10 protein-coding genes are annotated in these 15,304 nt (G+C 42.9%); 7 read left to right on the top strand and 3 right to left on the bottom strand.

Annotated features, from left to right (window positions below; all coding sequences use genetic code 11):
• Positions 1-49: 49 nt before the first annotated feature.
• From ACSSU7_RS04525 to ACSSU7_RS04505, 5 genes are all read left to right on the top strand, one after another.
• On the top strand, positions 50-382 hold the full coding sequence (locus tag ACSSU7_RS04525) for a hypothetical protein (protein WP_492517532.1): 333 nt from the start codon (positions 50-52) through the stop codon (positions 380-382).
• Positions 379-552: an excisionase family protein gene (gene xisR, locus ACSSU7_RS04520; RefSeq protein ID WP_492517531.1), complete on the top strand. Its 174-nt coding sequence runs from the start codon at positions 379-381 to the stop codon at positions 550-552. The genes ACSSU7_RS04525 and xisR overlap by 4 nt, the downstream gene beginning before the upstream one ends.
• A complete protein-coding gene (locus ACSSU7_RS04515; RefSeq protein WP_492517530.1) occupies positions 534-1,676 on the top strand; it encodes a tyrosine-type recombinase/integrase in 1,143 nt (380 codons plus the stop codon). The genes xisR and ACSSU7_RS04515 overlap by 19 nt, the downstream gene beginning before the upstream one ends.
• Positions 1,677-2,286: 610 nt before the next feature.
• Entirely contained in the window at positions 2,287-3,552 is a 1,266-nt protein-coding gene (locus tag ACSSU7_RS04510; protein ID WP_492517529.1) for an HD-GYP domain-containing protein, read from the top strand.
• 110 nt (positions 3,553-3,662) lie between these two features.
• The gene (locus ACSSU7_RS04505) at positions 3,663-6,509 is read left to right on the top strand and encodes a sensor domain-containing diguanylate cyclase (RefSeq protein ID WP_492517528.1); all 2,847 of its coding nucleotides are present in this window, start codon (positions 3,663-3,665) and stop codon (positions 6,507-6,509) included.
• A 105-nt stretch (positions 6,510-6,614) separates the two neighbouring features.
• On the opposite strand, the gene ACSSU7_RS04500 is transcribed toward ACSSU7_RS04505, so the two are convergent.
• Together ACSSU7_RS04500 and ACSSU7_RS04495 are read right to left on the bottom strand one after the other, a co-directional pair.
• A complete protein-coding gene (locus tag ACSSU7_RS04500) occupies positions 6,615-8,801 on the bottom strand; it encodes a putative bifunctional diguanylate cyclase/phosphodiesterase (RefSeq protein ID WP_492517527.1) in 2,187 nt (728 codons plus the stop codon).
• Positions 8,802-9,040: 239 nt separating this feature from the next.
• The gene (locus ACSSU7_RS04495) at positions 9,041-9,928 is read right to left on the bottom strand and encodes a LysR family transcriptional regulator (protein WP_492517526.1); all 888 of its coding nucleotides are present in this window, start codon (positions 9,926-9,928) and stop codon (positions 9,041-9,043) included.
• Between the two features lie 102 nt (positions 9,929-10,030).
• Here ACSSU7_RS04495 and metE point away from each other — a divergent pair, with 102 nt between their 5' ends.
• Complete coding sequence (gene metE / locus ACSSU7_RS04490) at positions 10,031-12,322, top strand: 5-methyltetrahydropteroyltriglutamate--homocysteine S-methyltransferase (protein WP_492517813.1); 2,292 nt, start codon at positions 10,031-10,033, stop codon at positions 12,320-12,322.
• 243 nt (positions 12,323-12,565) lie between these two features.
• On the opposite strand, the gene ACSSU7_RS04485 is transcribed toward metE, so the two are convergent.
• Complete coding sequence (locus tag ACSSU7_RS04485) at positions 12,566-14,779, bottom strand: PAS domain S-box protein (protein WP_492517525.1); 2,214 nt, start codon at positions 14,777-14,779, stop codon at positions 12,566-12,568.
• A 187-nt stretch (positions 14,780-14,966) separates the two neighbouring features.
• Here ACSSU7_RS04485 and ACSSU7_RS04480 point away from each other — a divergent pair, with 187 nt between their 5' ends.
• Complete coding sequence (locus ACSSU7_RS04480) at positions 14,967-15,299, top strand: ArsR/SmtB family transcription factor (RefSeq protein WP_492517524.1); 333 nt, start codon at positions 14,967-14,969, stop codon at positions 15,297-15,299.
• Positions 15,300-15,304 lie beyond the last annotated feature (5 nt).

The raw sequence follows: 15,304 nt of genomic DNA, 5'->3' as shown, positions 1-15,304 counted from the left end.
TTAAGATGGGTTACATTATGTAACACAAAACAAACCCACAGGAATATATATGGCAGAAATTCACGAAAAACCTACAGAAGCTGAATTGTTAGCGTCCTTGATAAAGCGTAATGGTTCGATTGAAATGTACTCAGCAAGCGTGCAGCGTAGCCATAGATTTCCATTGCACTTATTCACTCAAATTGAAAATATGGCACGTATGGCGGATGTATCAGTTTCCACAATCATCAACCAATTGTTATCAGCTGGGATTGAGGCTGTTCATCAAAACTTAACAGCAGAAGAGATTGAGAAAGTTACCTTTGTTTCCAAGGAACAAATAGAACGTCCAATTAAGCAATTAAAAGTTAATACAAAAGCAAAGAGTAAAGTAGAAAAATGAAATGGGTTTTAATCAACAAGGTGATTGAGCTAATCGGTTACACCGACGATGCTATTCGCTCAAAAATTTCAAAAGGTGTTTGGCTTGCAGGTACTCACTGGAGAAAAGCTCCTGATGGACGCCTAGTATTTAACTTAGAGGCTATTCAAAAATGGATAGAAGGCAAGTAGTCAAAGTACGTGGGAGTAGTCTATATCTAGACTTCTACTACCAAGGCATTCGTCAAAGACCATCTCTTGGTCTAGAGGATACAAAAGCGAATAGATTACATGCTGAACGACTACACTCTGCAATTGAGCATGAGATTTCAATTGGCACGTTCGTTTTCGCTAAACATTTCCCCAATAGCAAAAAAGGCATCAATCAAAATAAATCTGCTAATAAAACTGTATCTCAAGCATTAGATGATTTTATTGAAGCCTCTAGACGTACATTACAAAAAAGCACGTGGCGTGATTATCGAAGCTCTATTGAGCATCATTTAAAACCACAATTTGGTGAGATGCGTTTAGTTGATGTGACTTCATCAGCCATTAAGACTTGGATTGGTGGTTTAACAATATCAAATAAAAGAATCAATAACGTTTTAATTCCACTTAGAACAATTTTTGATGACGCTTATTCAGATGGTGTTATTGATCGCAATCCAGTATCACGTATTAGTAATTTATCAGTAAGAACTGATGAGCCGAATCCATTTAAGCCAGATGAAATTAAATCAATACTAGAGGTGCTATCACCTCAGGGAGCTAATCTTATTCAATTTGCAATATGGACAGGTTTGAGAACATCCGAGTTAATTGCTTTGGAGTGGGGCGATATAGATTGGAAAGCTGGCTTTGTAAGAGTTAGACGCGCAACAGTAAACAAGCACACTAAACAACCTAAAACAAAGGCTGGTGAGCGTGATGTTAAATTGTTTCCACCGGCAATAGATTCACTTAAGAATCAAAAGCAATTTACTTTTATAGCAGGTAGTAGGGTGTTTAATAACCCTAGAACTAATACGCCTTGGGAAACTGACGGGCAAATCAGAAAAACAATGTGGACTCCTGCACTTAAAAAAGCTGGTGTGCTATATCGTAATCCTTATCAAACAAGGCACACATACGCTAGCACCTTACTTTCTGCTGGTGAAAATCCTTTATGGGTTGCTCAGCAGATGGGGCATAAAGATTGGGGCATGATTCGCAAGCGTTATGGTCGCTGGATACCTGATGTAGATACATCAGCTGGAGGAAAAGTAATGGCGTTTTGGTCACAAGTTGGTCACAAGGATATTGTAAATGATTGAATATAAACAAATCACTGCGGTTTCGATTCCCGCCTGCACCATTTTAGTGTTTCACCAAGTATCAAAAGCCTAGTAAATTCAAAGTTTCTAGGCTTTTTTTACGTCTATTGCAATCGCATAGTGTTTCTTTACACACCATGATTTTGTGATTACGCGGTATTTTTGATAAAACGTATCCGCAGAATTCGATTAAAGGCTGTAGATATTCTGAGAAGTCCAGTGGATAGATTAGGAACGTTTGATAATTATCAAAATTAATTGGCTATTTTAGTTTTAAAGTGTGCAATTGAAGTTTATAGGTTTTATTGGGTACGTTTGTGAGTATGGGGGTATTTTAATAGAGTGGCTTATTTGTGGTTTTATGGATTTGTTTGATGCCTGCTTACCAACTTTAGTATCAAATAAAAGTGTTTTTGGGTTTATTAATAGGTTGTGCAGTTTTCCCTTAACGCTTATGAAACCTGCTTTAACGCAGGTTTTTTTTCGTCTGAATTTTATTTAACTGTGCAGGGTTGTTGGTGATTGTTCAATTGAAACCGTAATTAATTGGCGGTAGAATCAAACTGGATAGTGTCGATACAACAATAAATAGTGTTAGCTCAATATAGCGATGATGACGAGTCAAACTAGCGATACAAATCTAAATATTATTGAAAATATCATATCTGCGTCTGAGAGCTCGGAATTTTATCTGTCCGAAGATGTTTATGATCAGGCAGGAAACAAACTACTGGGTAAGGGGTATAAGGTTACTCCAAGCATCAAAGATAAATTGATTAATCGGGTGCTTAAAAAACCGCTAGAAACATCAATCTCCTCAGATTCATTATTAACTGCTCAGGATATCCACATGGAGGCTGAGGGGTTAGTTAACAACAACCCATTTTTGCTGAGCTTTAACGCTGAATTAAAATTAGATGTCTCTGTCGTTAAGTCTTTAGCATTAGCGCCATTAGCAGCATTGTTACTTACGGTTCAGAAAAATAATAGCAAGGAAGCATTTGAGCACACGCTATTTGTGATGCTTATTGCAAGACAGATTGCTAAAAGACTGCATTACGACGCTAAAAAAGTCGATGATTTAACGATTGCAAGCCTGCTTCATGATGTTGGGGAATTGTATTGTGTTATCCCCAATACTAAAAATCTCTCATTAGAGCATTGGCGTAGTATTATGACGCACCCCATCATTGGCAGTTCGGTGGTGAGGCAGCATATGAGCTATTCTGCCAGTGTCTATCAAGCAATATTAGAGCATCATGAAAGAAATGATGGTTCAGGTTACCCGAATCATTTGTCTGCTGAGCGCTGTAGTGATATCGGTAAGGTGTTGCTTGTCGCCGAAGCGTTTTCAGGAATGGTCAGGCGGCAATATGACCTAAGTAATTTGATTACTACATTAAAGCTGGTGAATCATGATTTTCCATCTTTACAATTTAATGCCTTAATTGACTTTTTATCTTCTACAAAGAAACTTGAGAACGTAAAAGCGACCAACCCCATACTGGATCATCTTCTTGTGCAATTGAAAAATATAGAAGAAATGATTGATCTGCTTAAGATGCTTCAAGGTTCGCATCCTAAGCTAAAAACACTTGCAACTTATTTGATCTTAAGACTAAGCCGAATTTGTCAGACCATTTATGCTTCTGGTCTGACTGATTGCATTGAACTTGGTATGTGGGAGCAAATAAAGCTTGATGAGGAAGTTAATCACGAACTTTTTATCACCATTAATGAAGTTGAGTGGAAGTTGAAGGATGTTTTTAGAGATGTCAGTTTAAGAGTGATTAAAGACGACATTGAAAATAGTGATGAGATATTACAAATCATTCAAAAAATCAAGGGTGGAGAACAAGCTTTACCTACGACGTAATAGCTCAGTAACCTTGTAGCATCGTAATCTCTCTTTTATCGTGTATCAACAGACTTGGTGATCATGTAATCAAATGGTTTTAAATTCCAATCTTAAAGAAAATATGTTTGATGATTAATCAACTACCTACACAAAAGAAAGTCATTGTTTATAGCTTGCTGCTGGTAGTGGCTTATATTGTCACTGGCAAGTTAGGGCTCATGTTAGCGTTGCCCCCAGGTTATGCTTCTGCGATTTTCCCTCCTGCAGGTATCGCAATCGCTGCGGTTTTTGTTGCTGGGCGCGCCGTGTTGCCTGCTATATTTTTAGGGTCACTTCTACTCAATATTTTAGTGGGTTACAGCGCTGGTCATCAGGTTGAAATGACTGATGTGGAGGTGGCGCTGCTGATTGCTGTTGCCTCTGCACTGCAAGCGTATTTGGGCGGTTGGTGGTTAAAGCATAAGATTCACTATCCAACTACTTTAGATAGTCCTGTCGATGTAGTGACATTTTTCATTTCAGCACCCGTCATCTGTTTGATTAGTGCCACTATCTCTGTGACGGGTTTGCTCTCACTTGGCATGATTGGGGAGTCTCTGTTCTTTACAAGCTGGGCATCATGGTGGATAGGTGACACATTGGGCCTGATTGTTATGTTGCCGCTCACTTTGGTTGCCATTGGCAAACCCAGAGACATATGGAGAAAACGCGCCCTCACCATAGCCGTGCCGATGCTTATTACGTTTGCATTGCTCATTATCACGTTTGTGGTTGTCAGCAGATGGGAGCGCAAGGAGTCATTAGTAGAGTTTGATGCTTTATCTAACCAAGTATCTGAACAACTGCGTGTTCGATTTGAGTCTCAAGAGGCTGTCATCGGACAAACGAGCGCTTTGTTTAGCTATAGAACTAGCGAAAAGATAACAAGGCAAGATTTTTATCATTTTGTGAGTGCCGTCAAGCGAGAGTATCCAATGACCTACGCAATAGAGTGGGCGCCTAAAGTCATGCATCATGAGCGGGCTTCATATGTAAAACAGCTATCAAAAGAATTTAAAGATTTTGAAATTAAACAGCTGAATGCGCAACGGAAGTTAGTTACGTCAAGCAACAAAGATTTTTATTTTCCTATTACTTATATCGTGCCGCTTAAGGAGTCAACGCGCGCAATATTGGGTGTTGATTTAGCCTCGCTCCCGGATCGTAAAGAAGCGATTTTACGTGCCATCAACCTGAAAAGAGCCATTGCTTCACCGCCAACCAGGCTGATTATTAATGACGGTGCCGAGCTTGGCTTAATGTTAATTTATCCAATCCACGGTACAAGCCAAGATGGTGTTTTAACAACAGTGCTTAGTGCTAGTAGCTTCTTTGGTGAGCTTTTTACGCCATTCGCGCATACTATACATGTACGCTTAACCGACGTTCAGTCCGGCAAGTATTTATACAATGACTTTGCAGATAATCAAATAGAAGGTTTGTATACAAGAGACTTTAAGTTTGGCGGCAGGTATTACCGTCTGGATACTTCACCAACAGCGCTATACTATCAGCAGCACCGTGGCTGGCAGAGTTGGAATATGCTGGCTGTTGGGTTGTTTGGTACTGGTTTAATGGGCGCGCTCCTGCTAATTGGTACTGGTTATACTGCCCGTATTGAGAACTTAGTTAAGCAAAAAACGGAGGAGCTAAAAGATAGCTTTTATCGCTTTCAGGAAATTACCTCTACGCTTGGCGAGGGAATCTATGTAACGGATATCAATGGCGTAATTACTTTCACCAATCCTAAAGCGCAGGAGCTGTTAGGGCGTAGTGAGTCAGAGTTGTTGGGTCAAAATGCACATTTGTTATTTCATCACAGACCCATTGAAGAGTCTGGCCACCTAGAGCGTGATTGCCTGATCAGCAATGTGATTCATTCAAAACAACCTTATAAGTCAACGGAAGAGGTTTTCTGGCATAAAAATGGCTCGCCAATTTACGTTTCTGTAAACTCTGTTCCATTTTTCAGAAATAATGAAATTATCGGGACTCTCGTTGTGTTTGATGATATTTCTGATCGTAAAAAGATTGAGCTTGCCTTACGTGCCAGCGAAAAAAGCTTTAAAGAAATTATTGAATACGCGCCAATTGGTATCGCCATCGTTTCTTTGGATGGGCGATTTACTGTTGTGAACCAAACACTATGTAATATCGTGGGGTATACCAATGATGAGTTGATTAGGCGTACTTTCCAGGAAATCACTTATCCAGATGACTTATCTCTTGACCTTGAGCATGTGCAGCGGTTGCTAGATGGTGAAATCGATACTTACCGCATGGAAAAACGATACGTTCGCAAAGACAATGTGCCAGTGTGGGTTCAGCTTTCTGCCAGTATTTTTAGAGATGAATATTTAACGCCTCAGTATTTTATTGCACAAATCGAGGATATTAGTGAGCGCAAGATTCGTGACAATGAAGTGCACCAGCATGCATATTTTGACACGTTGACCAAACTGCCTAATCGCCGCATGTTGATGGAGAAGCTCACTCAAACTTTATCTCAGTCTGAACACTATCAACGCAAATTTGCTTTGTTCTTTTTAGATTTGGATCATTTCAAACAAATTAATGACACATTAGGCCATGATGCTGGCGATATCATCCTTAAAGAGGCAGCCTCACGCCTATTATCGTGTGTGCAAAGTAGCGATACCGTTTCACGACTAGGAGGCGATGAGTTTGTGATTATACTTACAGAGATTTCTGGCGCGCATGATGCCGAAATGCTTGCGGAAAAAATTCTTAATAAGTTTAGCGAGCCGATTGATGTGAACGGTAGTGAGCTATTTATTGGCACCAGTATTGGTATTGCAGTGCATGTGGGCGATACAAAAACTACCATGAGAGAACTAATGAAGAGTGCGGATTCAGCCATGTATGAGTCCAAGGCTGCGGGTAGGAATAGGTACAGTTTTTATACCTCAACTTAAGTTGAAGTAGCTTTAATTAGCACTTAAACTCTGCTTAACGTTTGGTTTTTTTGTTGCCCAATCCGTTTTCGATGCTGCTCATTAGCACGCAGTTGGTTGGCTATGTCAGGCAGTTTCTTTTAAAAGTTTATTTGATTCAATCAATGCAGAGAACTGCGCTGCGGGGATAGGCTTGCCGAATAGGTAGCCTTGCCCCTCCATGCATTCTTTTTCTAGCAAATAGGAGCGTTGGCTTTCTGTCTCGATACCTTCTGCAATCGTTTCTAATTTAAAACTGCGTGCAATATCTAAAGTGGCGCGTATTACAGATGCATCTTGTTCGTGCTCAAGCATGCCATGTACAAATGATTGATCAATCTTGATACGTGTTAGTGGATAGGTTTTGAGTAAGCTTAATGAGGCGTATCCGGTACCAAAATCATCCAAGGCGATACCAACTCCATAATCATGGAGTTGATGCAGGCAGTTAAGGACGACGTCATCGTTGTCCGGTGCGATATTTTCTGTAATCTCCAACTCTAGAGCTTCTGGCGGCAGGCCATGCCGTTTTAGTGCTGCTATAACTTCAGTCACTAGGTTACCGACATGAAATTGGGCACCAAAAAGGTTAACGCCCATGCGTAGGTTGGGGGCGCCGTTTCTACGCCAATATGCAGCTTGTGCACACGCTTCATCCAGTACCCATGACCCAACGGTTGCGGCCAGCGTGCCGCGCTCTAATGCTGCTAGGAACGCAATTGGCGACAATATGCCTCTTTCAGGGTGGTGCCAGCGTAGCAAGGCTTCGGCGCCTGTGATTTCACCTGTGATTAAGTCTACCTGTGGTTGATAAAAAAGCAGGAACTCACCATCATCGACAGCACGGTGTAGCTCCAAAGCATAAAGGCGGCGTACTACTGCCTCGAGGCGTAACGCTGTGACAAAAAGAAAAACCTGCCCGCGACCAATACTTTTAGCCTTGAATAATGCTAAGTCTGCGTTGCTGATGAGCTCCAATGCTTCTTGTGCTTGGTTAGGTGCGATTGCTACGCCGCAGCTTGCTGCAACGCGAACCTCCTGCCCATCAACGTTGATGGGTATCGCGATGGTTGCAACAACGGCCTCTGCCAACTGCACCGCTAGGCTAGGGTTTGTCATTTGTGGCCACATGATTGCAAACTCATCACCGCCCAACCTTGCAGCCATCCCCACTGTATCTACCAGTTTAAGCAGCCGGCTTGATACTTCTTTGATAATGCTATCTCCGACTGCATCTCCTAGCGTATCGTTCAAGTCCTTAAAGCCGTCAAGGTCAATCATCAGCACGGTCATTGGCGAAGGTATAATCATTGCTGACTCTACCGCACGGTAAAAGCTGGCACGATTTTCCATGCCAGTGAGTGGGTCAATATTTGCCTGTTGGCGAAGCTCAACTTCCTCAAGACGTTGTGCTGTAATATCTTTAAGTACAGCCTCAAATTGAATACGGCCTGCGTCCTTCCAACTGAATAAAGAAAAACCCAGTATGAATTGTGATCCGTCTTTACGAAGGCCACTTATTTCTGATGGGATAACCAGTTCATCTAAGGATCCTGCTGTAATCGCTTTGCTGATGATTTCATGGAAGATAGGGCGAGAACGCTCAGGTATTAATTGCTCAACAGGTTTACCTATACCTTCCTCTAAGCTATAGCCATGAGATTGGGCCGCTGCATTGTTCCATGCGGTGATGCAAAGTGTCTGGTCAAACCACACGACAGGTGTAGTGGAGTTGCCGGCATACTCTTCAAAATTAGGTCTGGATCTATTGCCGCTCACTTCAATGCGACGCAACTCCAGTCTGTCGGAAGCCATTTTGGCAAGTTCTTGCAATCTTAATTGATCATCCGCAGAAAAGTCGGTATGTGGCTGATTGTCTACTATGCATAGGGCGCCAAGGGCTAGCCCTTCTGGAGAAAAAAGTGGAACACCTGCATAGAAGCGAAGGTTGGATTCGCCGGTGACTAAAGGGTTGTCATGAAAGCGCTCATCTAAGGTGGCATCTGGTACGACCATCACGCCCGACTGATTGATGGCGTGGGCGCAGAAAGAGACATCGCGGCTCATGTCAAATTTGCCAGCGCCGGCGTAAGCTGCGAAAAAAACGTGATCGCTCCCGATCATATTGACTGCAGCTACCGGCATGCCGAACATGCGTGCAGCAATATGAACAACAGGGTCCAGATTCGGAATCAGACTTTCGTTATCTAATCCATGATTCGATAAAGCAGTTAGTCTCTCTGACTCGGTCGGTAGTATCGCCGGACATTTCATCCAAGGCCTCCTTTATTTTTATTCATAGCCAGGATGACCTTGCATTCCTAGCTTAGAGCCGAACACAGTTGATTCTATTAATATATTTTGAAAATTGCAAACAGATTTGTAAGTAACTCTTCTATATGATTAAAATTTAAATGAATGGAGTTAGGTCTTGGGCGTTGACTAAAGTTACACAGCGTTGCCAGATTTAAGCCGCCGCCTGTAATTAGTCGCTTGTGATTCGATTTATTTTTTTAAAAAGGGGCAGAGCGCGCTGTTTGAAAAAATGCTTTTAAGTAGTCTATATTCACATCAGCTTCGCGTGCGCCTAGAAAAATTTGTTTAGCAATGCCTTGTTGCCCTAGCTGTACCGGAGCAATGGCTATTTCATGCGCATACTTTTCTACGAGCCATCGCGGTAGAGCGGCAACTCCTCGGTTAGAGGCTACCATTTGCAGCATGATGTCAGTAGTCTCAATGGTTTTGTGGCGTTTAGGATTAATGCCAGCGGGCTGGAGAAATTGGTTATAAATGTCCAGTCGATTGATTTCTACCGGATAAGTAATCAGCGTTTCGTGGCTTAATTGTTCTGGTTCTACATAACTTTGCTTAGCCAAATGATGATGACGGCTAACGACCAATACTTGCTCATAATCAAACACCGGTTCGAAATGCAGCCCTGGCTTATACAAAGGGTCTGGCGTGACCAGCATATCAATTTCATAACCAAACAGTGCACCAATGCCGCCAAATTGAAATTTCTGTTTGACGTCTACATCCACATCGGGCCATGCCTCTAAATAGGGCGATACCACTTTCAGTAACCATTGGTAGCAGGGGTGGCACTCCATGCCAATGCGTAGCGTCCCGCGTTCTCCTTGGGCAAATTGGCGCAGTTGTTCTTCCGCTAATGATAGTTGCGGCAATACCCGATTAGCTACGGCCAGCAAATATTGCCCAGCTTGCGTTGGGCGTAAGCTACGACCCTCGCGTAACCAGATATCTGTTTCTAGTTGCTGTTCTAATTTTTTGATCGAATGGCTTAATGCCGATTGTGTTAAGCACAAAGTATTGGCTGCAGCGGTCAATGACCCTTGTCGATCAACCTCGCGAATAATGGCTAAATGGATGCGCTCTAACATTTTATGTATGAGTATAATTAATTGATTGTTGAAATATTACCATTTTACTTCATGAGTTGTCTTTTCTACAATTCCTCAACTTTCAAAATGATAGGAATTATGATGGTATCAACACACAATCTTGGTTTTCCGCGCATTGGCGCAAAACGAGAGCTTAAATTTGCACTGGAGTCTTACTGGAAAGGTTTATCGACACGTGACGAATTGAAGGCGCTTGGGAAGGATTTGCGTCAACGTCACTGGGGTCTGCAATCAGCATTGGATTTAGCGCCTGTGGGTGATTTTTCTTTTTACGACCAAGTGTTGGATATGTCTTTCACGCTTGGTAATTTACCAGAGCGCGTGAGTGGCTTTCATGGGGAGCAGTTGGATAATTACTTTCGCGTAGCACGTGGTCGCTCAGCACAAACTGGTGATGATAATACACAGTGCTGCGGTGGCGTAGCCGCTGGTGAAATGACTAAATGGTTTGATACCAATTATCACTATATTGTGCCTGAATTCACAGCAAAAACGACGTTCAAACTGGATGCTACGCGTTTGCTGGAGCAGTTGACCGAAGCTAAAGCGCAGAATGTGAAGGCTAAGCCAGTGATTATTGGCCCGGTAACTTATCTGGCGATTGGTAAAGCCAAAGACGATTCAGACCGATTAGCCTTATTGCCACAATTGGTGCAAGTGTATATTGAGTTGCTAGAAGCCTTGGCGGCGCAAGGCGTTGAGTGGGTGCAGATTGATGAGCCAATTCTAGTGACTGAGCTGGATGCAGATTGGCAGCATGCATTTAATCTGGCATATCACCAGTTAAAGAGCAGTCGCGTCAAATTGTTGTTGGCAACTTATTTCGGGCAATTAGCTGATAATCAATATTTGGCTGCTAATCTTCCGGTAGCTGGTTTGCATGTGGATGCGATCAATGGTCGTAACGAAGTAGTATCTCTGATTGGCATGTTACCTTCTCATAAGGTGCTTTCGATTGGCGTGATTAATGGCCGCAACATTTGGAAAACTGACCTGACAGCCACATTGGACTGGCTAGAGCCACTGGCTGAGCGCTTGGGTGACCGTTTATGGATTGCACCTTCTTGCTCTTTATTGCACGTGCCGGTAGACCTAGATAGTGAGCAAAAGCTGGATGATGAGATTAAATCTTGGCTGGCATTTGCGAAACAAAAGTTGGAAGAGGTGCATATTCTATCCGTTGCCTTGAACCAAGGTCGCGAGGCAGTGAGAGAGCAGCTGGAAAGTAATCATGCGGCGGTTGAAGCACGTTGTCATTCACAGCGTGTGCATAATCCAGAAGTTAGAGAAGCGTTGGGTAAACTAACGCCACAACTTGGTCAGCGCCAGAACGTGTACGCACAGCGTGCCATGAAGCAGGCTGCATTGCTCAACTTGCCTAAGTATCCAACAACGACTATCGGCTCATTTCCGCAGACTGCAGAAATCCGTTTGGCACGCAGCCAATTCAAATCGAGTGCGCTGAGTCATGCCGGTTATCAGCTGGCGATGAAAGCTGAAATAGAGCGTAGCGTTCGCGAGCAAGAGGCACTTGGGCTAGATGTGCTGGTGCACGGAGAAGCTGAGCGTAACGACATGGTGGAATACTTTGGTGAGCAATTAAACGGCTATGCATTCAGCCAATTTGGTTGGGTGCAGTCTTATGGCTCCCGCTGTGTAAAACCGCCTATTTTGTTTGGTGATATTAGCCGTCCGCAAGCGATGACCGTAGAGTGGATTAAATATGCCCAATCATTGACTAACAAGCCCATGAAGGGCATGTTGACCGGCCCGGTGACTATCCTTAACTGGTCTTTTGTACGTGATGATCAGCCACGAGCGGTGAGTTGCTATCAGTTGGCATTGGCGATTCGCGAAGAAGTATTGGACTTAGAAAAAGCAGGTATCAATGTGATTCAAATTGATGAAGCAGCTTTGCGTGAGGGTTTACCACTACGTAAATCACAGTGGAAAGAGTACCTGAATTGGGCGGTTGAATCATTCCGCATTACTGCCAATGGCGTGCAGGACGAAACACAAATTCATACGCATATGTGCTATTCCGAATTTAATGACATCATTGCGGCGATTGCGGATATGGACGCAGATGTGATTACGATAGAGACTTCACGTTCTGATATGGAGTTATTAGATGTTTTTGATCACTTCAATTACCCGAACGAGATTGGGCCTGGTGTGTACGACATTCACTCGCCAAATATTCCAACGCAAGAACACATCATTCAACTGATGAAGAAGGCTGCGGAACGTGTGCCGGCTGAACGTCTATGGATTAACCCGGACTGTGGTTTGAAAACTCGCCAATGGGCAGAGGTGTTGCCTGCATTGACCAACATGGTTGCAGCAGCCAAAACGCTGCGTGCCACGACTTAACTTAAATACTTTGCTGTGGGTAATATGCCTTGAGATGCTACTCACTGTACTGACTCAAAGCCTTTAAAAACAAAGACTGTCCAATGTTTATTGGGCGGTCTTTGTTTTTAAATCTCTATTTTTTAGCAAAGGTAAAAGTGATATATGCAAATAGTTAAAATGACCGTGTTTGGGATGGCACTTGCTACTTAGTGAAGGCTTCTTTTAGACTCACCTCAAGCTAAAGCAAGAGGGGCGTTAAACTTAATCGTGAAAACAATATCTGTTTCGACCGGCACCTTTAGCCTCATACATCGCCTTATCTGCGTGTTTTATTAATTCATCTGCTTTAGATGCCTTGTCGTGGGCACCAACTGCAATCCCAATGCTTGTGCTCATGATAATTTCATGTCCGTTAGCTAGGATTGGTTGCTTAAAGCTTTCTATGATTTTTTGAGCCACAAGCTCCGCATCTTGCGTGTGTGAGATTTCTGAAAGAATAATGACGAATTCATCACCACCTTGTCTAGAAACGGTGTCGGCAGAGCGTACGCATTTCAATAGTCGGTTGGCTACTTCTTTAAGTAACAAATCCCCCACATCGTGGCCTAATGAGTCATTGATATTTTTAAAATGATCTAAATCGAGAAATAGTAGTGCCATGGAGCGATTGAAGCGTTCGGTATTCAGCAGTGATTGATGTAGCCTGCTTAATAGCATTCTGCGGTTAGGCAAATTGGTCAGAGGGTCATGATATGCAAATTGCTGGGCTTCCTCATGTTGATATTTGCGTTCGGTAATGTCTTCTATTTGAGCAATCAAGTAGTTGGGGGTGCGGTCCTCATCTCTGGAAATGTTCACAGACAACTGAACCCATACGACTCTTTTATCTTTATGGATGTAACGCTTCTCTATTTGATAAGTGTTGATTTTATCTTCAATTAACTGGTTGACACGTTCTAAGTCCGCTTCTAAATCATCTGGAAAAGTGATTTCTTGAAAGGTGCGTTGCATCAACTCTTCAGCGCTGTAACCCACAATATTACATAAAGCTTGATTCACTCTGGTAAATCGGCCTTCTAGTGACACGATAGCCATGCCAATCGGCGCGTACTCAATGATGTCATTAAAGCTTTTTTCACGTGCTTTTAATGCGTTTGCAACCGTTTTTTGCGCTGTAATATCTTGAAATGCACCAATTAGCGTAATGGCTTTGCCTTCGCGCATGACTGCTGAGCCTTGTGTGCGCACCCAAATGTGATTGCCTTTAGCTGTGGTAAGCGGTAACTCCATATCCCATGGCTTGCCTGTCTGTATGGCAAGCTTCATCGTAGCTTCCAGTTCGCGTCTTGATTCTGGAGGATAAAACGAAGTGGCTTGCTCCACTGAGGGGAGTGCAGGCGGGTCTAGCTCATGGATGCGAAACACCTCTGTCGTCCAATGTTTAATCTGCATGCTTGCAATATCAAGCTCCCATCCGCCTACTTTAGCTAACTCTCCGGTGCGCTCTAATATATCACCCATGTAACTTGCTGCCTGCTCTGCCTGTTTACGCAAACTGATATCGTGACCAACACCAAGGTAGCCAAAGAGTGCGCCTGTGTTGTCGTACATGGGCGTAACGGTCAAGCTGACAGGCAGCGATGTGCCATCCTTGCGAATATACGTCCACTCACGCGTTTCTGATTTTCTTTGCAGTGCTTGCGATATAAAAACGTAGAAGCTGGTTTCAATCGGCTTATTCAAAATCTGGCTCAGCTCATGAGCGCGTTGATGCATTTCGTTGGCATCATGAATGATAGCGGGTGTTTTTAGGCCAACCAACTCTTCGGCTTTGTAACCCAGCATGTTTTCAGCCCCTCGGCTAAAGCTGGTAATTAATCCATTAAGGTCGGTTGAAATGATGGATTGATCCGCACTCGATAACAGTGTGTTTAGAAAAGCTGTTTTGTCGAATAACGCTACACTCACTTCTTCCAGTTTTTGGCATTGGATACGTGTTTCAATTAAGGTTTCGACAAGATTCCCTAGTTTTTTTAGTGCATTACGCTGTTCTACCGATAGTTCACGTGCCGTCCTGTCAATTACGCAGAGCGTCCCAAGCGCATAATTGCTACTGCTAATAAGTGGGATGCCTGCATAAAAACGTATGTTTGGGTCGCCAGTCACTAGCGGGTTGTCGTTAAATCTATCATCGTCTAAAGCATTGGGGATTTCAAATATGTCATCTCCAAGAATGGCGTGCCCACAAAATGAGATATCTCTGGGTGTTTCAGTGGCGGCTAATCCAACTTTGCTTTTGAACCATTGGCGGGTTTCATCTAGCAGCGTAATGATTGCAATCGGCGTTTTGCAGATTGCTGATGCAAGGCTTGTCAGGTCGTCAAAGCTTTGCTCTGGCAAAGAGTCGAGGATATCGAGTCGTTTGAGGAACTCAAGTCGATCAACTTCATTGTGTGGGATGCTAGGAGTTTTCAAATTATTGTAGCTTCTAGTGTAAGTAAATACATCACAAGGCAATACTACCTAAAAAGTATATTGATTGCTAGATTGTAAATGAGAGTTATTTATTGTAAATGGATAAGTGTGCTTTGGTCTGTTATTTTTCATGAATCAATTTATAAAGTGATTGACATTAATTTCATATTTATGGAAATATGGAATTATGGATAATAAATTAGCAGTCACGCAGTTGGCATCTATAGCGCAAGAAGCGCGATTAGATATTTTTAGGCTTTTAGTGCAAGCCGGATTTGATGGTTTGCCAGCAGGAGCTGTGAGTGAGAAGCTTAAGATACCAGCAAGCACACTATCTTTTCACTTAAAAGAGTTGAGTCGTGCTGGGCTTTTGAGTTCGCGTCAGGAAGGACGTTTTGTTTATTACACGGCAAATTATGATGTGATGAACAGCTTGGTTGCGTATTTAACAGAAAATTGTTGTGCAGGGCAGTCGTCATGCTGTCCTGATGTGACTTGCGATGTTGATGGAAAGGAGTAGTAATC

It is taken from the genome of Methylotenera sp. E1MeOHC1, assembly GCF_058745595.1.
This window is presented reverse-complemented; position numbering and strand designations above follow the sequence as displayed.